The sequence below is a fragment of the Hyphomicrobium sp. genome, assembly GCF_035572195.1.
GTDB lineage: Bacteria > Pseudomonadota > Alphaproteobacteria > Rhizobiales > Hyphomicrobiaceae > Hyphomicrobium_B.
Window position 1 is genome coordinate 1 of sequence record NZ_DATNBA010000005.1, and the last position, 21,567, is coordinate 21,567.

Annotated in this window: 22 protein-coding genes and 1 tRNA gene; 8 read left to right on the forward strand and 15 right to left on the reverse strand. The window is 59.8% G+C overall.

Annotation, left to right across the window (positions count from 1 at the left end):
* Positions 1 to 460 (forward strand): sulfite exporter TauE/SafE family protein (locus VN623_RS00550; RefSeq protein WP_325567026.1); only part of this gene is annotated, 460 nt, incomplete at its 5' end.
* Positions 461 to 506: 46 nt separating this feature from the next.
* Here the strand turns inward: VN623_RS00550 and VN623_RS00555 are convergent.
* From VN623_RS00555 to VN623_RS00570, 4 genes are all read right to left on the reverse strand, one after another.
* Positions 507 to 2,012: a phosphomannomutase/phosphoglucomutase gene (locus tag VN623_RS00555; RefSeq protein WP_325567028.1), complete on the reverse strand. Its 1,506-nt coding sequence runs from the start codon at positions 2,010 to 2,012 to the stop codon at positions 507 to 509.
* A 112-nt stretch (positions 2,013 to 2,124) separates the two neighbouring features.
* On the reverse strand, positions 2,125 to 2,700 hold the full coding sequence (locus VN623_RS00560; RefSeq protein WP_325567030.1) for a retropepsin-like aspartic protease family protein: 576 nt from the start codon (positions 2,698 to 2,700) through the stop codon (positions 2,125 to 2,127).
* Between the two features lie 51 nt (positions 2,701 to 2,751).
* Complete coding sequence (locus VN623_RS00565; RefSeq protein WP_325567032.1) at positions 2,752 to 3,444, reverse strand: retropepsin-like aspartic protease family protein; 693 nt, start codon at positions 3,442 to 3,444, stop codon at positions 2,752 to 2,754.
* Between the two features lie 12 nt (positions 3,445 to 3,456).
* On the reverse strand, positions 3,457 to 5,082 hold the full coding sequence (locus tag VN623_RS00570) for a HAMP domain-containing sensor histidine kinase (protein ID WP_325567033.1): 1,626 nt from the start codon (positions 5,080 to 5,082) through the stop codon (positions 3,457 to 3,459).
* Between the two features lie 228 nt (positions 5,083 to 5,310).
* Here VN623_RS00570 and VN623_RS00575 point away from each other — a divergent pair, with 228 nt between their 5' ends.
* Positions 5,311 to 5,931 (forward strand): glutathione S-transferase, encoded by a 621-nt coding sequence (locus VN623_RS00575; RefSeq protein WP_325567035.1) that lies wholly within the window; start codon positions 5,311 to 5,313, stop codon positions 5,929 to 5,931.
* Positions 5,932 to 6,120: 189 nt separating this feature from the next.
* The gene (locus VN623_RS00580; RefSeq protein ID WP_325567139.1) at positions 6,121 to 6,618 is read left to right on the forward strand and encodes an Lrp/AsnC family transcriptional regulator; all 498 of its coding nucleotides are present in this window, start codon (positions 6,121 to 6,123) and stop codon (positions 6,616 to 6,618) included.
* 11 nt (positions 6,619 to 6,629) lie between these two features.
* Here VN623_RS00580 and VN623_RS00585 read toward each other — a convergent pair whose 3' ends face one another.
* Positions 6,630 to 7,511 (reverse strand): NAD(P)-dependent oxidoreductase, encoded by an 882-nt coding sequence (locus VN623_RS00585; RefSeq protein WP_325567142.1) that lies wholly within the window; start codon positions 7,509 to 7,511, stop codon positions 6,630 to 6,632.
* Between the two features lie 152 nt (positions 7,512 to 7,663).
* Positions 7,664 to 7,984, reverse strand: a complete 321-nt coding sequence (locus VN623_RS00590) for a hypothetical protein (RefSeq protein WP_325567037.1) — start codon at positions 7,982 to 7,984, stop codon at positions 7,664 to 7,666.
* Positions 7,985 to 8,186: 202 nt separating this feature from the next.
* On the opposite strand from VN623_RS00590, the gene VN623_RS00595 reads away from it, so the two are divergent.
* Positions 8,187 to 9,443, forward strand: a complete 1,257-nt coding sequence (locus VN623_RS00595) for a threonine ammonia-lyase (protein ID WP_325567039.1) — start codon at positions 8,187 to 8,189, stop codon at positions 9,441 to 9,443.
* Positions 9,444 to 9,569: 126 nt separating this feature from the next.
* Here VN623_RS00595 and VN623_RS00600 read toward each other — a convergent pair whose 3' ends face one another.
* Entirely contained in the window at positions 9,570 to 9,743 is a 174-nt protein-coding gene (locus VN623_RS00600) for a hypothetical protein (protein WP_325567041.1), read from the reverse strand.
* A gap of 151 nt (positions 9,744 to 9,894) precedes the next feature.
* Complete coding sequence (locus tag VN623_RS00605) at positions 9,895 to 11,664, reverse strand: ABC transporter ATP-binding protein (protein ID WP_325567043.1); 1,770 nt, start codon at positions 11,662 to 11,664, stop codon at positions 9,895 to 9,897.
* A gap of 455 nt (positions 11,665 to 12,119) precedes the next feature.
* Between VN623_RS00605 and VN623_RS00610 the strand changes: the two genes are divergently transcribed.
* Positions 12,120 to 14,345 carry a DUF4384 domain-containing protein gene (locus tag VN623_RS00610; RefSeq protein ID WP_325567045.1) on the forward strand — a complete coding sequence of 742 codons (2,226 nt, stop codon included), beginning with the start codon at positions 12,120 to 12,122 and terminating at the stop codon, positions 14,343 to 14,345.
* A gap of 201 nt (positions 14,346 to 14,546) precedes the next feature.
* Positions 14,547 to 15,722, forward strand: a complete 1,176-nt coding sequence (locus tag VN623_RS00615) for a type III PLP-dependent enzyme (protein ID WP_325567047.1) — start codon at positions 14,547 to 14,549, stop codon at positions 15,720 to 15,722.
* Between the two features lie 29 nt (positions 15,723 to 15,751).
* On the opposite strand, the gene msrA is transcribed toward VN623_RS00615, so the two are convergent.
* From msrA to VN623_RS00640, 5 genes are all read right to left on the reverse strand, one after another.
* On the reverse strand, positions 15,752 to 16,447 hold the full coding sequence (gene msrA, locus VN623_RS00620) for a peptide-methionine (S)-S-oxide reductase MsrA (RefSeq protein WP_414653137.1): 696 nt from the start codon (positions 16,445 to 16,447) through the stop codon (positions 15,752 to 15,754).
* A gap of 273 nt (positions 16,448 to 16,720) precedes the next feature.
* Complete coding sequence (locus VN623_RS00625) at positions 16,721 to 17,155, reverse strand: hypothetical protein (protein WP_325567048.1); 435 nt, start codon at positions 17,153 to 17,155, stop codon at positions 16,721 to 16,723.
* 16 nt (positions 17,156 to 17,171) lie between these two features.
* Complete coding sequence (locus tag VN623_RS00630; RefSeq protein ID WP_325567050.1) at positions 17,172 to 17,669, reverse strand: hypothetical protein; 498 nt, start codon at positions 17,667 to 17,669, stop codon at positions 17,172 to 17,174.
* A gap of 39 nt (positions 17,670 to 17,708) precedes the next feature.
* The gene (locus VN623_RS00635; RefSeq protein ID WP_325567052.1) at positions 17,709 to 17,999 is read right to left on the reverse strand and encodes a hypothetical protein; all 291 of its coding nucleotides are present in this window, start codon (positions 17,997 to 17,999) and stop codon (positions 17,709 to 17,711) included.
* Between the two features lie 265 nt (positions 18,000 to 18,264).
* Positions 18,265 to 18,456 carry a hypothetical protein gene (locus tag VN623_RS00640; RefSeq protein WP_325567054.1) on the reverse strand — a complete coding sequence of 64 codons (192 nt, stop codon included), beginning with the start codon at positions 18,454 to 18,456 and terminating at the stop codon, positions 18,265 to 18,267.
* A 583-nt stretch (positions 18,457 to 19,039) separates the two neighbouring features.
* Between VN623_RS00640 and VN623_RS00645 the strand changes: the two genes are divergently transcribed.
* Together VN623_RS00645 and VN623_RS00650 are read left to right on the forward strand one after the other, a co-directional pair.
* Positions 19,040 to 19,459 carry a CopG family transcriptional regulator gene (locus VN623_RS00645; protein ID WP_325567146.1) on the forward strand — a complete coding sequence of 140 codons (420 nt, stop codon included), beginning with the start codon at positions 19,040 to 19,042 and terminating at the stop codon, positions 19,457 to 19,459.
* A 78-nt stretch (positions 19,460 to 19,537) separates the two neighbouring features.
* Positions 19,538 to 20,770, forward strand: a complete 1,233-nt coding sequence (locus VN623_RS00650) for a PHB depolymerase family esterase (protein WP_325567056.1) — start codon at positions 19,538 to 19,540, stop codon at positions 20,768 to 20,770.
* Positions 20,771 to 20,803: 33 nt separating this feature from the next.
* On the opposite strand, the gene VN623_RS00655 is transcribed toward VN623_RS00650, so the two are convergent.
* Together VN623_RS00655 and VN623_RS00660 are read right to left on the reverse strand one after the other, a co-directional pair.
* Positions 20,804 to 20,878: transfer RNA gene (locus tag VN623_RS00655), tRNA-Val, on the reverse strand.
* Positions 20,879 to 20,960: 82 nt separating this feature from the next.
* Positions 20,961 to 21,479 (reverse strand): hypothetical protein, encoded by a 519-nt coding sequence (locus VN623_RS00660; protein WP_325567058.1) that lies wholly within the window; start codon positions 21,477 to 21,479, stop codon positions 20,961 to 20,963.
* Positions 21,480 to 21,567 lie beyond the last annotated feature (88 nt).

Sequence of the window (21,567 nt, forward strand, 5' to 3'; positions counted from 1 at the left end):
CTTCGGAACGTGCCTCACGATCAAAATGGCGCTCGGCCGCGACGATTGGCAGATATCCGACACCTTGCCGCGTCCACCGTGGCTCGAGGCCGGCGGTTTTCTCATCGGCGTCATTTCAACCCTGATGGGAATCGGCGGCGCGACCTTCATGGTGCCGCTGATGACGCTCCACGGCCGGCCGCTGCTGCAAGCCGTCGCCACCGCGACCGGTATCGGCCCGATCATCGCGATCCCAGGTATTATCGGCTACATCATATCGGGCTGGGGCGTGCCGGGCCTACCGCCGCTGTCGCTCGGCTACGTCAACCTCGGCGCCTGCCTGATTGCACCGCTCGCCGTCTTCGCCGCACCCTACGGCGTTCGAATGGCTCACGGCATCTCGAAGCGCGCCCTTGAACTGGCGTTCGCCGCCTTCATCGCCTGCGTCGTTGCGCGGTTTCTGTGGACGCTCTTAGCTTGATTTACGCCGGCGGCCGGCTCCACGGAGTGGAGTCACCGGCGCCAAGCTAAACCGCGATCTTTTGATTGTACTCGCCGACCTCGGGAAAACGCGACAGCTGTTGATCGAGGTCCTTGAAAATGGCCTTCATGTTGGCTTCCGACGTCGGGCTTTCGACGACGACGACCAATTCCGGCTTGTTTGATGAGGCCCTGACGAGGCCCCAGGTCCCATCCTCGAGCATCACGCGAACGCCATTGACGGTAATCAAGTCGCGGATAGCCTGTCCCGCAATGCGCCCGCCGGATTCTTTCTGACGCTTGTAATGTTCGGTGACACGATCGACGACGTCATACTTCTTCTCGTCGTCGCAATGCGGCGACATCGTCGGCGAGCTCCAGGTTTTCGGCAGGGCATCGCGAAGATCGGCGACAGACTTGCCCGGATTGCGGTCGAGCATATCGCAGACGGCGAGGGCGGAAACGAGCCCGTCGTCGTAACCGCGTCCGAGCGGCGCGTTGAAGAAGAAGTGACCGGATTTTTCGAAGCCGACGAGCGTCTTGTTCTCGAAATTAAAGCGCTTGATGTAGCTGTGGCCGGTCTTCCAGTAAGTCGTCGTCGCGCCATTGGCGACGAGCACGGGATCGGTCGTAAAGAGGCCCGTTGATTTCACATCGACGACGAATTTCGCATTCTTGTGAAGCGAAGATATATCGCGTGCGAGCATGACGCCGACCTTGTCGGCGAATATTTCATGCCCGTCGTTCGCGACCACGCCGCAGCGGTCGCCGTCTCCATCGAATGCGAGGCCGACATCGGCACCGGTTTCGAGCACCTTCGCCGATACCGCGTTCAGCATCTTCATGTCTTCGGGATTGGGATTGTGGTTCGGGAAGGAATGGTCGAGGTCTGCATTGAGCGGGATGACCTCGCAGCCGACGGCGGCGAGTACTTGCGGCGCGAACGCACCGGCCGTGCCGTTCCCACAGGCCGCTACAACCTTCAGGCGGCGCTTCAGCTTCGGCCGGGCGGTCAACGATGCGATGTAGCGCTCGGCCATGTCCGGCACATAGATATAGCGTCCGCCAGCTTTCACATCGAAGTTGCCGTCGAGAACAATTTTCTTCAGCTCCAGCATGTCGTCGGGCCCGAACGTCAGCGGACGCGAAAGACCCATCTTGATGCCAGTCCAACCATTGTCGTTATGGCTGGCGGTTACCATCGCCACGCCTTCGACGTCGAGGTCGAACTGCGCGAAGTAGGCCATCGGCGACAGGGCCAGGCCGATGTCGTGAACCTCGCAGCCGCCGGCCAGCAGCCCGGTCATCAAGGCCTGTTTCACGGCGGCGGAATACCAGCGGTAGTCATGGCCGACGACGATGCGTTTTGGCACGCCGCGACGCGCAAAGAGCGCGGCCATGCCAAGGCCGACGGCATTGAGCCCCATCAGGTTGATTTCGTCGGGAAAGAGCCAGCGCGCGTCATATTCGCGAAACCCCGTCGGCTTGACGAGCGGCAGGCGCTCGAAGTCGGCCGTGTTCGGCTTTAAGTCGGCGCGGGGCTTCGGCAGCATGAAAGTTCCTCCTTGAGCGTCGCTTTTTAAGCTACCGCAGGCAGCTTGCGCGGCCAACGTCCGCTTTCAAAGTGCGGACGTATCGGCAATCTTATGGCGGAAACGCGAATGGCTACTCTTGCAGTACCAGCATCCCGGCGCGCATTTCGACGCGGGTAAGCCGTTTCAAGAACGACATGCCGAGTAGTGTGCGTTCCGACGCACCCCGCGCCGAGACGACGGCGGGTACGTTGCGCACCGTGATGTCGCCGATGCTGATGCGCGAAATGGTGACGGGGGCCACCCGCGTCGAGCCGTTGGCCGTCTGAGCCAGACCCGTGAAGTCTGAGGGTTTGACGTAAAGGCCGACGCTTGCCGCATCCTCATAGGTCAGCGCCACGAGAGATGCGCCGGTGTCCACCATGACGTCGATGGAACGGCCGTCGATGTCGGCCTGCGTCTGGAAGTGCCCGTAAGCTCCGGCGGCAATCGAAACGCTGCCGGACGGGCCGGCGTCTTCTTTCACCTCGTCAAATGCCGGATCGTTGATTTTTGCCGGCCGACTTGCGCGCGACAATCCGGTTGCGCCGATCGTGTACTCTGCGACGGACGTAAATATGCCTGGATGGCTGAGCGAATAGGCAAGGCCAGCGGCGCCGGCGGCTGCCAATGCGACGGACGCAAAAAGACTGATGGTCGCCGAAGACATCTCGCTACTGGATCCCGAGAAAGGCGGCACCGGTGACGGGCGTCGCCGCTCTTACTGCCGGAGCGTCACGAAATCCCCGGTAACGGCATAAGACCGCAAACGTCTTAAAAAACTCATACCGAGCAAGCTTTCGTTAAGGGTTCCCGGCTTTGCGACGAGGGCTTCAACATCGTCAATCACAAGCGGACCGACGCGCAGGGATTTTAAGCGAGTGGTCGCCAAATAGCTCGTGCCGTTTGCGGTCTTCAGTGCCGTATCGAACGACAGATTCCTTATGTCGATGCCGGCCCTCTCGGCGTCCGACTGGCGCAGCACGACGGTCGCCGCGCCGCTGTCGATCAGCATCGGTATGGCCTCTCCGTTCACCTCGGAATTTGCGACGAAAGCTCCATCGGCGTCCCGACGGATGCGCACGGATGCGGGTCCGTTGCGCGCCAGCGCATCGGTCTCATTACCGAGACTTGAGGACGAAAGAAAATTGGCGACGAGAGCCGGTGGATCGGTGCGCAGAATCTCCACGCCGAACCCAACCACAGCAATGGCTGCGACCAGCATCAGTAAGCGGCCGAAGCGGCGGTCGTCGCTGCCGCGATGAAGCGTTGCCAGATAAAGTATGATCAGCGCTCCGATTACGGCGGCGGCAATCGGCCACCCGGTCAACGCCTCGATGTTGACGCTACCCGCCTCGACGGCAAACAGAAGTCCGCCGAAGATCGCGATGACGAGTAGCAGCAAAAAGATCATCGTCACCCTTTGCTAGCGTGAACCGGCGGAGCGGTAGGGCGTATCCGAGCCATAAACGGAGGGGGTTCGCATCCGCGGCTGGCGCGTCGGGCGCGGTGCGGGGTCGCGGTGGCGCTCCTGACCTAGCGGCTGCAGAGGTGCGATGGGATTGAGGACACGCTGCCGCGGCAGCGTCACCGTCACCTCCGTGCCCTTGCGCAACTCCGACTTGAGATCGAACGTGCCGCCTTGCAGGTGGATGAGATTTTGCACGATCGGCAATCCGAGGCCGGTGCCGCCCTCCGCCGACTCGTGTGCCAGCGATCCTTGACCGAAAGCCTGCAGCACCCGCGGAATTTCGTCTTTCGGAATGCCAGGGCCATTGTCGGCGACGGTCATGAATTGTCCGCCGTCGAGAGTATGTCCGACGATGAGCGTGATGCGGCCGCCCTTCGGCGTGAATTTGAGCGCATTCGACAAGAGGTTCAGGCAGATCTGGCGCATCGCGCGCTGGTCGGCCCAAACGTATGGCAGATCCGGGGCGAAGTCTTCGACGATCTGAAGCGCCTTGGCGTCGGCTTTGATTTTGACGAGACGCTGGCACTCTTCGGCAATGTCCGTAAGGCTGACCGTCTCTTCATGTAAGTCGTAGCGTCCGGCCTCGATGCGCGACAGATCCAAAATCTCGTTGATGATGCACAGCAGATGGTCGCCGCTCGTGTAGATGTTTTGAGCGTATTCGCGATACGTTTCGCTGCCTATCGGGCCAAGCAGCTGCTTTTCCATCACCTCGGAAAAACCCATGATGGCGTTGAGCGGCGTTCTGAGTTCGTGGCTCATCGTTGCGAGAAAGCGGGATTTGGCCTTGTTCGCAGCTTCGGCACGCCGTCGCGCTTCGTCCGAAATTGCCGTTGCTTCCTCAAGCTCCGAGATCAGGTTGTCCTTTTCGGCGCGATATTCGACCATCGCGAGCGCGGTCGAATGCAGGCCGCGGGCGAGATAGACGAAGAAGACGTGGATGCCAATCGCCATCGACGCGAGCGCGAAATAAAACGGATCGCCGAGCGTGAAGAGCCGCCCCGCCACCGCAATCGTCATCGGTACTGTGCCGGCGAGGAAGACGCGCGGCAGGGTCGAGGCAAACGTCATGCGTATGGCGAGCACGACCATCAGTGTCGCAAAGATAAAGACGTGCGATGAAAATGTCGCCGGCGTGGCATGCACCGGGGTCATCGTCATGCCGATGAGCGCGAAGGCGGCTAGCGCGAAGCCGTTACCGAGTTCGATCCTGATGAAGTGGCGCCGCCATTGACCGACGTTGACGTCCGAACGCGGGATCGAGAGCAGGCGGCGGCATTGGTCGAGCATGTAGACGCGGGCGATCGAAACGATCGCGATCCACATCGTGGCTTCGATGAAGGAAGCCCAGAACATCGACGCGATGTAGAAGATGAAGCAGAGCGCGGGCATGGCGAAGGGCGCGCTCGTCTCGTTGCGCGCAAACATCGTCAGCAGTTCGTATTCGAATTCCGGTTTGTGGGTCGTGCCGTGGGTCAACCGGTCGCGATAGGATTTGAGCTCGTCATCGGGACGGCTCCGGCCTGGTGGCCTGAGCGCCCGTTTGACAGCCGATCCGACGCTGTCGGCGTTATCGTCCATACCGCGTGCCGTTATCCCGTCGATTAAGTCTCGCCGATGCAAAGCGAAACGCCTGGGGTAAAGTGGCCGCAATTCGTTAAGGCAAGGCTTAAGACTGCTCTCATTTTCAAAAAAAGTGCGAGATGCAACTTGTGCCTTGCGGCCCCGGACGCTCGAAAACCGCCACTCGGCAGGCGGCGCCCCGAGGGCGTGAGATACACGCCTGCAACCCCGTGAGGTAAGAGACGTATGCGGATTATCGAAACGCGAAGGGCCCCTAATCCAAGGCGCGTCGGCATATTTCTCGCTGAAAAAGGCCTCGAGGTTGCGCGTGAGGAGCGTGACGTGATGGCCGGCGATTTGAAATGCGATGACTTTGCCGCGCTCAATCCCTGGCAGCGGGTGCCGATCCTGGTGCTCGACGACGGCCGGGTCATCGCAGAATCCGTCGCGATTTGCCGCTACTTCGAGGAAGTGTGTCCCGAGCCTCCGCTTTTCGGCACCGGCAGCGTGGGCAAGGCCGAAGTCGAGATGTGGAACAGACGTATGGAATTCGGCCTTTTTGGCGCGGTTGCCAGCTTTTTTAGGCACCTGCATCCCAAGATGGCGCATCTCGAGGTACCGCAAGTCGAGGCGTGGGGACAAATCAATAAGGACAAACTCAACGTCGAACTGGCTCGGCTCGATCGCCGGCTGGCTGAAAGCCGGTTTATTTCAGGTCCAAACTATTCGATCGCCGACATTACGGCGCTCGTCGCCGTCGATTTCATGAAGCCGGCCGGCCTCGGCAAGCCCGATGCGTTCGGTAACGTCATACGGTGGCACCGCGAGGTTTCGGCCCGGCCTAGCGCGGCGGCCGGAAGGCGATGAGGCTCTGCGCGGCGGCTTTCAGCCCCGTCGGCGCACCCCTCGGCGACAAAGCCGGCTTATTACCGGGATTCTACGATCACCGAAAAAAAATACTAAATATTCGGTTGACAGTCGCAAATTAGAAAATATCATTTTCGAAAACGGCGATTTGTGTAAAATCATGTTTTCACTTTAGAGAGCAATATTATGTTGGATGAGATGGACATTAAAATCCTGCGCCTCTTGCAGCAGGATTGTACCCGGCCTGTCGCGGACATCGGCAAGGAAGTCGGGCTTTCGACGACGCCGTGCTGGCGACGTGTGCAAAAGCTAGAAGAGTCCGGCGTCATTCAGCGCCGCGTGGCGATCCTCGATGCCCAGCAGGTCAACGCCGGAGTCACGATCTTTGTGTCCATAAAGACGGACAAGCATTCGCTGGCGTGGCTCGAAAAATTTCATAGCGTCGTCGCCGACTTTCCGGAAGTCGTCGAGTTCTACCGCATGTCCGGCGAGATCGATTACCTGCTGCGCGTCGCGGTACCCGATATCGCTGCATACGACGCCTTCTACAAAAAGCTGATCGCGCGCATCGACATCGCCAAGGTGTCGTCGGCTTTCGCGATGGAGCAGATCAAATACACGACGGCGCTGCCGTTGCAGTTCGCTATTCCTGCGGGCACCACCAAGCACGAAAGGGCGGAAGCCTGAGAGCCCGCAACTCAGGTGGTCGACCTGCGCTTCAGGCGAGCAATGAGGCTCGACGTATCCCAGCGATTACCGCCGCGCGCCTGCACCTCGCCATAGAAGTCGTTGATCAGCCGCGCGACCGTCAGATCAGCGCCGTTCGAAGCGGCCTCATCGAGACAAATGCCCAAGTCCTTACGCATCCAATCCACGGCGAAACCGAAGTCGAACTCGCGGGCGTGCATGGTCCGCCAGCGGTTTTCCATTTGCCACGATTGCGCGGCGCCCTTCGAGATCGTCGCGATCAACGCCTCGATGTCGAGGCCGGCACATTCCCCGAAGTGGATCGCTTCGGCGAGGCCCTGAATAACGCCGGCGACGGCAATCTGATTGGCCATTTTCGCCAGCTGACCCGATCCCGCCGGACCCATGCGGCGAATGCTGCGCGCATAGCTTTTAATCAACGGCTCGGCATGAGCGAAGGCGGTTACATCGCCGCCCGCCATCACGGTTAGAGAGCCGGCTTCGGCTCCCGCCTGACCACCTGACACGGGGCAATCGAGAAAATGTAACCCGTGCTGGCTCGCGGCCGCCGCAAGCTCACGGGCAACGTTTGCGGAGGTGGTCGTATGATCGATGAAGACGGCGCCGGGCCGCATCGCTGCGAAGGCTCCGGCTGGCCCCATCGTGATGCTTCGCACGTCATCGTCGTTACCGACGCAGGCGAACACGGCATCGCAATCGCGTGCAGCTTCAGCCGGCGTGGCCGCCGTTTTACCGCCGAATTCGGCGCACCATGCCTCGGCCTTGGCTGGCGAGCGATTGTAAACGACGACACTGTTGCCGCCGCGGACTTTGAGGTGACCGGCCATCGGATAGCCCATAACGCCAAGACCGAGCCACGCCACGTTCGCCATCTCGCGAATTTCCTTCAATCGGTATTGGATAAGGCCGAGAGAACCGCGCCGCTTATACATGGCTTGCGGCGCTCTTTTACTGCGGCCAAAAGAACAAGCCGAGAGCAGTGGCGACCGGCTCTCGGCAAACGCGTCATTCAATTCTGATTGGATCAGTCCGGCGGCCCTCGGAAGCTTGTGCCGACCTCCACGTCGACATCGATACTCGGGCTCGCCTCTTCGACGTAGATTTCGCCGTCGTCAGGATCTTCGACCGCGGCACGCCGGTAACCGTAACCGTAGCGCATGTCATCATCCTCATCGACTTCTTCGGAAGGACGGATGGAATAGTCGCGGTAAGCATAGCCACGGTGATATTCGGTGTAGCTGCTGTAATTCTCGCCGTCCAAGTCGGCAGCGTTGGCAATCGTCGGTGCCGCGCCGGCGAAGATCGCCGTCGTGGCAAAGGCGGTTATCAGTGGCAGACGGAACATGAAATATCTCCGTGAAATTGATATTGTCGCACGGCGCATTCGAATGCACCGCGCATAGGTAACCGTGGCGGCCACCTAAAGTTCACACTCCGAGCCACGCTTGAGTATGCGGTTCTTTCCCATGTCATGCTCGGGCGGTCTGCGACCGTTCGAACTATGCTATGCAACGCGGGAATTCATAGAACGTCAGGTGCCGCCAAAGATGTCAAAAATGGAAACGCCCGCCGCTCTCGCGCCGCTTGCCGTGACATACGGCGACATCGTTCGGGCTTCCGCGGCAATCCGCGGCGCTGTGCTAAAGACGCGCTTCGAGCCAAGCCGCACGTTGAGCGAACTCTTCGGCGCCGAGATTTGGCTGAAATTCGAAAATCAGCAGTTCACCGCCTCCTACAAGGAGCGTGGCGCGCTGAACAAGCTGCTGTCGCTCCCCGATGCCGAGAAAGCCAACGGCGTCATCGCGATGTCGGCGGGCAATCATGCGCAGGGCGTCGCTTATCATGCACATCGGCTCGCCATTCCGGCAACGATCGTGATGCCCGCGTCGACGCCGACGATCAAAGTTGAAAATACGCGCAGTCACGGAGCCAACGTGATCCTCGAAGGCCAGTGCCTAGAGGATGCCTTCGACTTTGCTGTCCGCTATGGCGCCGAACACCACATGACGTTCGTTCACCCTTTCAATGACGCTCAGGTCATTGCCGGGCAGGGCACGGTCGCGCTCGAAATGCTGGAGACGGCCCCCGATCTCGATCTGCTTATCGTGCCGATCGGTGGCGGCGGGTTGATTTCGGGGATGGCCGTCGCCGCCAAAGCAATCAATCCCAAGATCAAGGTAATAGGCGTCGAAGCTCAGCTCTATCCGTCGATGCTGAATGCCGTGAAACACGCGTCCCTCCCGGTCGGCGGCGACACGCTGGCTGAGGGCATCGCGGTCACGTCGCCGGGGGATCTCACCCAGCCCATCATCGAAGCACTTGTCGACGATATCCTGCTCGTTTCGGAATCGAGCCTCGAACGCGCCGTGTCGCTGCTGATCACGATCGAAAAGACGGTGGTCGAAGGCGCGGGTGCAGCCGGCCTTGCGGCGCTCATCGGCAGCCACCGCCTCTACAAGGATCGCAAAATCGGGCTGGTGCTTTGCGGCGGCAATATCGATACCCGCTTGTTGGCCAGCGTTCTGACGCGAGAGCTGGCGCGTGACGGGCGCTTATCACGTCTTGCGATCGACATACCGGATCGTCCGGGCCAGCTCGCGAAAGTGGCCGGCTTGATCGGCGGGGCCGGCGCCAATGTCGTTGAGGTCTATCATCAGCGCGTCTTCACCGATGTGCCGGCCAAGGGTACAGAGCTCAACCTTGTCATCGAAACACGCGACCGTTCGCACCTCGAAAAGGTCGTCACCGGCCTCAGGGCGGGGGGCTACGCGGTAACGGTCAAAAGCTCCGGTGCCCCGATCTGATTGTCACGAGGTTTCCGGGCAGGCTCAAAAAAATTGGCCTTACGCAGATTGCGCAAGGCCAAGGAGATCGGATCGGGATCGTCGGAGGGAAGTCGGATCAGGTACAGGGAAGTGCAAACACAGCCGTTACTTGGAGAGGGAAGAGCCGGCGGGCGGCACGTCAGATTGCCGCTCGATGGGATGCGCTACCGCTAGTGTGCCGAGCAGGATCGCGCCCGTCACCAGAAAGCAAACTGCCATGCCAGCCCACGTCAGCCTGTCGGCCCGTGCATTCTGGTAACTGGCAACCTTGAGATCCATTACCGGTAGTCCGTGTTCAAGCCATTGAAGTAAGTTTCTTGTAACCGACTTCGACGTCATCGTCGATTTTGAAGTCTCGCCATAACTAATGTGGACGTCGTCGGTTTAACGAAATCTTCACAACCATTAACGGGCTGCAGAAAAGTTCCCGTCACGCGGCGACACCGATGCCCTTCAGCCTGCTGAATTCCAGATCGACGAGGGATTTATAGGCGCCGGCCTTCCTGAGCAGGTTGTCGGGCCTGCCGTCCTGCACGACCTGTCCGTTCTGGACGACGATGATCCGGTCGAAACTTCTGAGCGTCGACAGCCGGTGAGCAATCGCAATAACGGTTCTGCCGTTCATCAACGTCGTCAATGCTTCGCGGATCAATTCTTCCGAGTGAGAGTCGAGCGCCGATGTCGCCTCATCGAGCAACAGGATCGGCGCGTCCTTCAGGAATGCGCGCGCAATCGCGATCCGCTGCCTCTGACCGCCGGAGAGCTTCGCGCCGCGATCGCCGACGATCGTGTCGAGCCCTTGCGGTAGCTGCTTGATGAACCCAAGGCAGCGCGCCATCTCGGCGGCATTCCACACGTCATCGTCACTGGCGCTGGGGCGGCCGTAGCATATGTTCTCCCGCAACGTTCGGTGAAAGAGGGTTACGTCTTGTGGGACGACCGCAATGGCCTTGCGCAACGTGTCCTCGGTCACATCGGTGCTATCCTGGCCGTCGATCAAAATCGCCCCGGATTGCGCGTCATAAAACCGTTGCATCAAAGAAAAGATCGTCGATTTCCCGGCCCCGGACGGTCCGACGATTCCAACCCGAGCACCAGGTTCTATCTTGAAGTTCAACGATGTGAGAACTTGCCCGCCGGTCGGGTATGCAAAGCCGACGTCGCGGAATTCGACGGCGCCGCACGTGGCGACGAGCCTGCGCGCGCGCGGATGTTCGACGAGTTCATGCGGAACCAGAAGCGTGCGAAGCGCTTCGGAAAGACGCGACCAATGTTGAGTGACATCGACCAAGGCGACGGCCAGGTCGCGCGTCGCAGAAAGGATCGAAAGACCGAGTGTACAGACGAGCACGACGTCGCCTGCCGTCGCATGTCCAGCCTGCCAAAGTGAAATCGCCCAACCAAGAATGGCGGTCGTCAATAGCGCTGTGGTCGCCGCATGAAAAATTCGAAGACGCTCCAGAAAATACAAGCTCCGCTTGCGGGCTCGCATTTCCTTGTTGATGACGCCGGCGAGCCGCAGATGCTCGCTTCTGAGACGCCCGAAAGCCTTCACCAAAGACATATTGGAAACGACGTCGATCATGTCGCCATCGACGTTTGCAGCATTGCTGGCGTAAGCGTGGTGGAGTGGTGTACCGCCGGTAGCCCAGCGGAACATGACGAAAACGACGACAGCCACTACCGCCGTCAAGCTCAGCGCCATCGGGATGCTGACGGTCGCAAGATAGAGGATAGCAACGAAGGTAGCGATCAGCGGCGGCATTACATTGAATGTCACCATGTTCTCGGCCGTGTAGAGCGCGTTTGCCGTAGAGGTAATTCTGCTGGTCAAGGCTCCTGCCGACCGGGCGCTGAAGAAGCTCGGAGCATGGCCCGTCAGGTGCCTGAAAAGCTTGCGGCGCACGCTGCCTGAAACATTGACGAACGTCGAATGTCCGACCCACGCGGCGAGCCGCCAGAACATGTTGTCTGCCGCAATCAGCGTGATCAGGATCGCGAATGCAGTCCAAACGCTTGCGTGACGCGCCGGGTCCGACAGTGCGTCGACCAGATATTTGACACCGTATTGGGTCGAGACCGAGCAGATCACCGCTCCGACAACGGCCAGAGCAATCGTGACATGGCTCCAAAAATAACCTCCGAGTATTTTACGAATGAAGCGGTAGGGGTGATCTGAAAATATCGACAGGTCGCTCATGCATCCATCCCGTCATCTGCGCAAATCGATCTGGGACGGTAACTAATGGTTCCGACATCGGTTCGCTCGGCCCGTGACGCGATTCGTCGCGCCCGTATCTGCTCGTAAATGTGCATTCCCCATGGGATTTTTGGCGCCCACGTGGACAAAGTTTAAGCAAGCCTGCGAACCAGGAAGGCACATCGCCAGCAGTGCCGTGGGATTATGACCTTTTGCCCCGGCCTTCGACCCGTCCATGCGGCCTAGGCTTGCCGGTGAAGCGCCAGTATGGTGCCGCCGGTCCACCGCGAAGACGCCGGGGACTGCGGACAAAGCTGGGGCATGGAACGAACTTGCGGCGCGGCATTACGACACGAAGAGTGAGGCTCGGATGCGCGGCACTTTTCGGGCTCGCGTGGTTAAGCATCGCTCACGTCAGCCGTGCCGCCGAACCATCCGGCGCTCCCGCTGCCGCAATGTCACAAACTGTTGAAGCCACGACTGTGCCGCCGCGACCCGAAGAGCCGCGGGCCGCGAGGGCCTACACTGTCTTCGAGACGTATTGCGCCCGTTGTCACCAAACGGGCCGCCTCGAGAGACCACTCGCCTCGGGAGGTCTTTCCAATATCCTGTCCATCGCCGAGGTGGCGCGCGATCCTGTACTTGTGAGGCCCGGTCTACCCGATGCCTCGCGCCTCTATGATGTGCTGGAAACGCGCCACTCTCCGCTCGACGTTTTTTCGGGCTCGGTCGGCGGTTCCGAGCCCGGATCGGACGATATCGAAAGCGTCCGTGGCTGGATCAGAGACCTGAAGCCTGCCGCGCAAGCCTGTTCGCCGCGTCAGCCGGTGCGACCGGCCGATGTCGAGAAGATGATGCGCGATGCGCAGCATCTCGAGCGCGATCAAGGCCCGGACGTGCGCTTTATTTCGCTGGTGCATCTCTACAATGCGTGCGCCACGCCGCAGGAAATGACGGCTTACGCACAAGCACTGAACAAGCTGATGAACAGCCTCTCGTGGGCGGCGGAGCCGGTGAAGCTGACGCCGCTGGATGCCGCCGGCACGGTGCTTTCGTTCCGCCTTGCGCAGTTCGGTTGGGATGCCCAACGCTGGGATTTGATCGAGCGGGCATACCCGCCGGCGCTCATCCATGCCGTGGCCGATGATGTGGCGCACATTGCCGCTACCAAAGTCGCGATCGTCAACGGCGATTGGCTGGCCTCGGCCGCTGCCGAGACGCCGCTCTATTACGACCTTCTCGGAATTCCGGGCACGCTTTCCGAGCTCGCCAAAATGAATGCAACCGACATTGATCAGAACATCAAGTCCACGGTGGCTCGCAGGATCGCACTCCGAACAAGTGCGGTGACGCGCGCCAACCGTCTGATCGAGCGCCATCCCGGAGATCGTGGCGGCTTCTGGCTGATCTACGACTTCGCAACGAGCACGGGGCAGCAGGACATCTTCGAGCATCCGCAGGGTCCCAAATCGGCCGCGCCGGGCACCTCGCCGTTCCAGCCGGATGAGATCCGCGCCCTGTTCGCACTTCCGAATGGATTTTACGCCTTCGCGCTTTTCGATGCCGCAGGCAATCGTATCGACCGTGTTCTTCCGGGTCTCGAAAAACCGTATGCCGGCGTCGAGGCGACCGCGCTCGAACCGGTGACGAAGGCCGGCGCAAAATGCTTCGCATGTCATACGGCGGGCCCCCTCGGCGCCAAAGACGAATTCAGGGTCGCTGCGCCGGGCGACGCAACAAGTCCTCCAAATCCCAGCCGGACAGCCGTGCTGCCGCTCTTCGCTGACGACACCGAAAACGCCTTGCTGATGATCGGAGCCGAGGATCGCTATCGCCTCGCTGCAAGATCGGTGGGCGTCGATCTCGATTTGCGGATTAGGGGCGAAGAACCGGTCTCCGGCTTGGCGCGGCGCTATCGCGAGGACGCGGATTTCGCGGCAGCCCTTGGCGAAACGGGACTCGACCGCCAGGAGTTTTTGACGAAACTAAAGGACGCCAAGGGGGCAGCGGCGCCGCTCGCGCGACGGCTTCTGCATGGCGTCTTGCCGCGCGTCCAGCTAGAGCGGCTGTTCTCGCTGCTGAAGGGAATTGACGTACCGCGTCCGAGCGTCTCGGGAGGCTTTCTGCGCGACGTGAAGTCCGAGATCGGGCTCAGTATGTGGATCGACAAGCCGCGTCCCGTTCCGGGAGATCTGATTACGATCAAGGCCGAAGCCGACAACAATTGCTATCTGACCGTCATCAGCGTCGACGCGACAGGCGTCGCGACGGTTCTCTTTCCTAGCGATTTCCAACCCGACAATCTCGTCTCTGCCGGCCAGCCCGTGAGCATTCCAGGTGCTAATGCGCCCTTCCAGCTTAGGTACAAAGCTGAAGGAAGCGAGACGATCCTCGGGCGCTGTTCGACAAGCTCGACGCCGCCGGTCGGCATCGAGCACGATTTCGGGCAGCAGCGCTTTACGGTGCTGGGCAACTGGGAGAATTTTATCGAGGATACGCTCGTCACGGAGTCGGAATTGCGGAGCAATCCTGAGAAGGCCGAACGGGCACGCGTCGCGCAAACCGGGGCGTTGCGACGGCGACGGGAGCGCGGTGAACGTATCGAGCCGGTGCGTCCGGACGTCAGTAGTGTGAACGTGCTGCGTGACGGACGCGCCGTCCTCGTGCTCGGTCGCAGTTAGCTGTTGCGGCGCACTTCAGTTGATGCGGTCGCACTCGCCCTCAGCAGAAATCCGGTAACGATGTATAGCGCTTGGACCTCGAAAGCCTTTACAGAGGGGGGCGCGGCTCTTACATGCACGCGCCTATTGATTTGTCTCGGGTAAAGGGCCGGCGCTGCCGCGCACCAACTCCGATGGTGCTTCCCAGGAGAAACTTTCGCGATGGAGAAATTCGCAACTGCCCTCGAGATGGTGACGGACCTGAAGCCCGATGGCCCGGTCTTCGCCGCCCGTCCACACGCGGCAGGGCGCGCCGCCCGGTGGTTCATCAAGAATTTTCCGGGTGAAGTCGCTTACGCCTATAAGGCCAACAGTTCGGTCTTTCTGCTCGGCGCGCTCTACGGCGCTGGCATTACGCAATTCGACGTGGCGTCCATCGCCGAACTCGAGGATGCGGCGACCATTCCGGGCGTCAGGCTGCATTTCATGCACCCCGTCAAATCGCGTCTCGCCATTCGCAGGGCCTATTTCGATTACGACATCAAGTGCTTCGCCTTGGATACGGAGGACGAACTGCAAAAGATCGTCGAAGAGACGGAAGGCGCCAAGGATCTGGAGCTGTTCGTGCGTCTGTCTGTCTCCGCGAAGAACAGCCGGGTGCCGCTGGAACACAAGTTCGGCATTACCGGCCAGAAGGCGCAGCGGCTCCTGGTCAAGACACGCCAAGTTGCCGACGAACTCGGCATAACGTTTCACGTCGGCTCTCAGACGACGACGCCCGATGCTTACGCAATGGCGTTCGACGAAGTCAAAAAGCACATCGTCAAAGCCGGCGTCGTCGTCGATGCGATCGACATCGGCGGCGGGTTTCCGTCGCGCTATACAGATAGTGTTCCCGCTAGGCTTTCCGACTTCATCGACGTCATCAAGGCGTCAATGGCGAAGATGCCGGTGACCGAGCACTGCAGACTCATTTGCGAGCCCGGGCGGGCGCTAGTTGCGGAGGCCGAGAGCCTGATCGTCAAGGTCGACCTGCGCAAGGGCAACCAGCTCTTCATCAATGACGGCGGCTACGGCGCGCTGTTCGACGCCGCGCATCTGGGCTTTGTCTTTCCCGTCCGGCTGATCCGCGATGGCGCCGATCCGAACGAGGCGCTCGAGCCATTCGAGTTCTGGGGTCCGACGTGCGACTCGATCGACTACATGAAGGGTCCGTTCATGCTGCCGGGCTCGGTTCGCGAAGGCGATTACATCGAGATCGGCAATGTCGGCGCATATAGCCGTGCGATGGCGACACGCTTCAACGGATATGGACTGTATACGGATGTCATCTTGCAGGACGAGCCGATCTACTCGATTTACACCGAAGACCTGGAGCCCGTGGCGCGCAACGCCTGAACGGTGCAGTCAGAGATAGCGCGCCAAATTCAGTTCGACGGCTTCGCGATGGCGACGAGAACTGGGTCGGCGCGAAAATCTTTGGGAAATAATCGCTTCAGGTTTTCGACCTTCGGCAAGTCGTTGATGACGATGTAAGGATACCTGGGATTGAGAGCCAGGAAGTTCTGATGATAGTCCTCGGCTGCATAGAAGCTCCGACCAGGCTCGACGGTCGTCACGATCGGCTTCGAAAATGCGTGGGCCGCGTTGAGCTGGCCGATGTATGCGGACGCGACCTTCGCTTGTTCTGAGTTCGCAGGGAAAATCGTCGAGCGGTATTGGGTGCCGTTATCCGGTCCCTGGCGATTGAGCTCCGTCGGATCGAGCGCCACGGAAAAGTAAATCTGCAAGAGACGACCGTAGCTGATCTTGCTCGGGTCGAATGTGACGCGAACCGATTCCGCGTGGCCCGTCGTACCGGTGCCGACGGTTGTGTATTTTGCAGTCCCTTCACTGCCCCCGGCGTAACCCGACACGGCGTCCGTCACGCCTCTGACGTGCTGGAAAACGCCCTGAACGCCCCAAAAGCATCCGCCGGCGAACACCGCGGTCTCGAGCCCTCTTTTTTGATCGACCACCGCATCAACAGCGGGAGGAGGCACGACGCGCGCTTCCTCGGCCGAAAGTCGCGAAACGCTGAAAACGGCGGCCGCTGAGAGCAGAATTGCTGTAGAAAAAAACAGGTTTCGGAGTAGCGCAGAGCTTGATTGTGATGATTGCGACGGCACGGTTTGGCTCCATCGGCCAGGAATTTCGGGGCACACACGTAATTGATACGACGGTCCCGGCAAAAACGTTACGGCCTAGCAGCCGACGGCACCAACTCCGCCGTCTTGTGTACGACAGCGTCGATCACGATGTCGAGGTCGCCACAACGATGGATGAAAGTGAAACAGCCTGAAAGGAAAGGAGCCGATCCATGTCGTGGACCGATCCTCTAACCAATATCGCCGGCATTAGGTGCGGCTACGCCTCCACGCGGCATAGAGCTCATTCGGATTAACGTTCAAGCGACTAGCTTCCGCCATCAAATGTGAAAGCTGATTCTTGATGGCTCGCCCGTTTAGTTGGGCGAGCGAGTAGCCTTCATTCTCGAGAGTGCGCCGGAGACTTTGTACGGTATTGACTGCGCCTGACCTCGCGAGTTCGAAAGCTCGCTCCAATGAACTTAGGTTCCCGCCGACGTTCCGGTTTCGCGACGCGATTTTCCAAATAACCGCTCCAAGGACGATGCCCGCGGCGCCCGCTACCAGAAGTGTTGTCAGCGGCCGTTCCTCGATGACGTCTTTTGCGTCCTGAAAAGCGTCTTGTGCGCGTTCGGCCAAGCTGCCGTTATCACCGGTCGATCCGTTGGCGTCGAATGCAGAGTTGAATTCAGATGTTGGTGACATTTGAAATCCCATTTGTTTAGGGCTGAGGGGAGGGTGCACTTGTGTCGGCGGCTGTCTCGCCCGGTCTGCTGATTACGTAGAGGCCCGCCGCGATGCTGAGCAACAGAGGCCAGTTTTTCAGTCCTGTCCTGAGCATAGCCGGAACAATTATCGGGGCAGCGGACGTCACGACGGCCATCACTGTTTCGTCGTCAAAGATCGAGCCGTCGGCTCCGGCTTCGCCCTCTGCTTCTGTCTTCGGCATTTCATCCGCCGCGGGATCCGCGGCTTTTGCTTTCGAGTTGTTCCGCATCTTAAAAATAAGTGCCACGATAAGCCCCAGGGTACCAAAGACACCGGCAACCAATAGATTGCCGACCTCCGGCCCGTAGGTCTTATTGAGTGTTAGAGATAGGCTAGCTGCGGCAAAGCCAATCGCAATCAAAAAAGGAACAGCGACGACTACCCGATTGCCGAGATCGCCAATCGCATTGTCAACGCTCGCTTCCGCTCGTCTGAATAATTTTGCAAACATCGTAGCGCTCTCTCCGAACACCCAATCAAAATTTGGGTGTTACGCCTTCCAAAGGGCGCCGAGTACAAAGCCCGCAGCCACAGCGAAGCCGAGGGTCGTCATCGGCTGATCCGATAGCGACCGATCAATCGCGCGTCCGAAATTCCCTGCAACCTTTTGAATGTTGGCTCTCGCCTCGGAGCCTTCCTCAATCAGCTGGTTCGCGGTGCCTTCCACCTGGGCAAGGGCTCTTCCGATCGTGTCGGTGGCTCTTAATCCCAAGTCCACCGCCTTATCGGTCAGGTCATTCGGCAATCGCGTGCCGTTGTCGGGGGAATCGTAACGGCTCATAGCGAACACTCCATGCAATTCGTTGTTTGAATGTGAACGCAGCGAACGGAGGTTTGTTCCTGGGCCCGCGAGGCCCGACTGGCGATTAAGCACTATATGCGAGAGGGTTCGAGGACGGCCTTGGCCAGAGATGATCGCGTTAATCTTCAGCGGTACGTCGGCGCGGTGGGTGAGCGATGTACAATTCGATGGAGCGTGGGGGGCAATTCCCGCCGGGGCCGGAGAGGAGGGATGCGACGCGCGACGCCGCACCCCTCAGTTCAACTTACTTGCAGTACTTGTGACCGTGCTTCATCCAGCAATGCTTCGGATGATGCTTGTGATAGCTGACAGTCTTCACGTGCGAAGCGTGCGCGTGATGGATGCCGGCTACGTTGTGGCTGACTTCTGCGTTTGCGAAACCGGCTCCAAACATCATCACGGCAGCGGCGACAGCGATACCAAAAGTAGTCTTCATGCGTGCTCTCCTAGCGTTTCAAGAGAGCCACCGTGTTAGCGGCTCTGCCGAACAGCTAAATCGATTTCGAAAATTGCACAGGGGTGAAGCGAGCTGCTTACGGAAATGTATAGCGGTTAGGTTCATATGATATTCATATTCGCTAGCTGCGTGCATTCCGACACGGCGCGTATTTGTCGCCACTGAACTTGGCGTTGAACGTCACCACTTCGAAGTCGTTCCTCATCCTTGGCGCGTCTGTTTCGGCCGATCAACTTGGAGCGATGAAATTCGTTGTGTTGGTGTCGCGAGACGCGCACGCGGCTTGTGCCATCGTATCTGCCCAACGTCTTCTGTTGCCCGCAGTTGGAAATTCGGCGATGACAAGGATGAAGCCGGACATCCTACTCCTCGCCGTGATACATCGGACCGATGGAGTGTCGCGTGGATTCCCGCGCGAAGCTTGGGGTAACCAGAGGAAGCTCGCGGCAGACTGCGTAAGCCTCGGCGATATCCGCACATTTTCTCCTTTTCGAAAAACTCCTTGAAATTTCGAATGCACCATCCATATGCCATCCAGCAGGATGGTACATGGATGGAAACAATGGCCGCGGTTGTTCACGATCTGCGTCAGAAGACCGGTGACACCGAGAAAATTACGGTGAACCTCGGATACGTCGATCTGGGGCATGTCGACCTGATGGTACGCGAGGGTTTTTATTCGAACCGTACTGACTTCATCCGCACCGCTATCCGCAATCAACTCGAACGGCACGCAGACGTGGTCAAGCAGACCGTCGTACGCAAGACGCTGGAACTTGGCTTGCGTCATTACAGTCGTGACGATTTGGAGGCGTTACGGGCCTCCGGTAAAACTCTCGATCTCAACGTCCTCGGTCTCGTCAGCATCGCTCCCGACGTGCCGGCAGAACTCGCCCGCACGACCATCTCCTCTCTGTCCGTCCTCGGAGCACTCCATGCGAGTCCCGAGGTCAAGGCAGCCCTGGTCGACCGAATGCAGTAGCCGGTATTGGAAAGCACACTCACCTAATTGGCGCCCGATCGGATGCCTTTAATTGATCCCGACCACAGGAAAATCGAAATGAGCGACCCGCTCGACGACATGATGAAGGCAACACGCTTGACCCAAGCCGGGCGCCTCGACGAGGCGACAGCGCTGCTGCAAAGAATGTTAGGTGTGACACCACCGCCACGTTCGTCGCCGCCAGAAGGTCGTGCGGCCAAGTCAGGCATCGAGCCTTCGACCATTAATGGCGTGGGGCAGCGACAGACGGATTTGAATGGTAGCGGGACAGCCTCATCGAGCCCCAACCTAAACGGTTCAAAAGATAGTGCGACGGCGAGGGCATCGGGACCATTGCGCGGTGTTTTCCAACGCCTGCAAAGTCTCGGCTTACGCAAGCCATCGCCGCCCGCATCCGAAATTGTACCAGGCGTTGGGCGTTTCGTTTCCAAATCCTTCAGCAACGAAGCGGGAAGCCGCGCCTACAAACTTTACATTCCAAGCGGCCACGGCAAGGGACTTCGACCGCTGATCGTCATGCTGCATGGGTGCACTCAATCGCCCGACGATTTTGCCGCCGGCACCCGCATGAACTTCGTCGCGGAAGAACACGCCTGCTTTGTCGTCTATCCGGAACAAAGCTCAGCTGCGAACGCGTCGAAATGCTGGAATTGGTTCAAGACCGGTGATCAGAAGCGAGGACAGGGCGAGCCGGACATCATCGCCGGAATCACGCGCCAGGTGCTGGCGGATTACAAAATCGATCCGAAACGCATTTACGTCGCGGGACTATCCGCCGGCGGTGCCGCCGCGGCCATCGCCGGGGAAGCATACCCGGATCTATACGCGGCGGTCGGCGTTCATTCGGGCTTGGCCTGTGGTGTCGCTCACGACATGCCCTCGGCATTTGCGGCGATGCAGGGACGCCATCCGGCTCCGGACCACAAGAGCAGCCGGCAGACAGGTCTACCCAATCGGATCCCGACTATCGTCTTTCATGGCGATCGCGATTCGACGGTACATCCGCGCAATGGCGGCGAGGTCATCGACCGTGCTCGAGCGGGTGGCGAATTCCAGACGGTGGTGGAGAATGGCAATGCCGCCGGGCATTCCTACACCCGTTCCATCCTGCGCGATGCAAAAGGCCGCGGCCTTCTCGAGCAATGGGTCATCCACGGCGCCGGACATGCCTGGTCCGGAGGAAGCCCTTCTGGGTCGTTCACCGACCAGAAGGGGCCTGACGCAACGAAAGAGATGATTCGGTTTTTCCTTGAGCACACCCGCGCCCCGGCGAGAACGAAGGCCAAGTGAATTGGCGCGTTAGCAAAGCGCGATGCGAGTAAATGGTGGGCGGTACAGGGATTGAACCTGTGACCCCACGCGTGTGAAGCGTGTGCTCTACCGCTGAGCTAACCGCCCTTTTCGAAGACGGACCTTATGCGAGGCAGCGGCCGAGGCTGTCAAGCTGACGGCGCGTGTTCCGTCCAAACCGGCGCTTGCTTCAGGGCTTCGTCGCAGGGGCGGGTACAATGGAAGCACTCGAGAGGACCGTCTCGATGGCGCCCCGGCTGGCGCGACCGGCGTCAATCTGGCTCTTGGGCGCGTACGCCGTGACGATCGCCGCGCGGCCAGAGCCCCCGAGCACCAACAGAAAGCGCGACTCCGGCCCTTGTTTGCCTTTGGCGTCGGCCAACACGTAAGTGTACGCGTCGGTTCGCTTCAGCGCCCCCCCGGCGTAGGCCGCGTTCGTATATCCGCGACTCGCCAGAAACTCGAGAAACGCCGTCCCCTTGAATTCATGCAGCGCCTGAAGCGGCAGCTCTGAAACTTCGATTGTTATGCCGGTTGCGTCTTCGTGCAGCGAGGCAGGCGGCCCCGCGGCGGCCGTGAAATCGTCAGGAACATCGAAGGTAACGGCGCCCGCGACGGCCTTCTTTGTCGCAAAGGCACTGGATGCGGTGGCGGTTGAAAGCACGACCAGGGCAATGACGGCGACCATTCGCCAAAGGGCTGGGAGCATATCGAGGATTCTTCCTCCGGGTAGCAACCCGGCTTAGATTTCTTACGTAAGGAGGGACCGTATCGTAGACCGCCTGGGGCGATCGTGT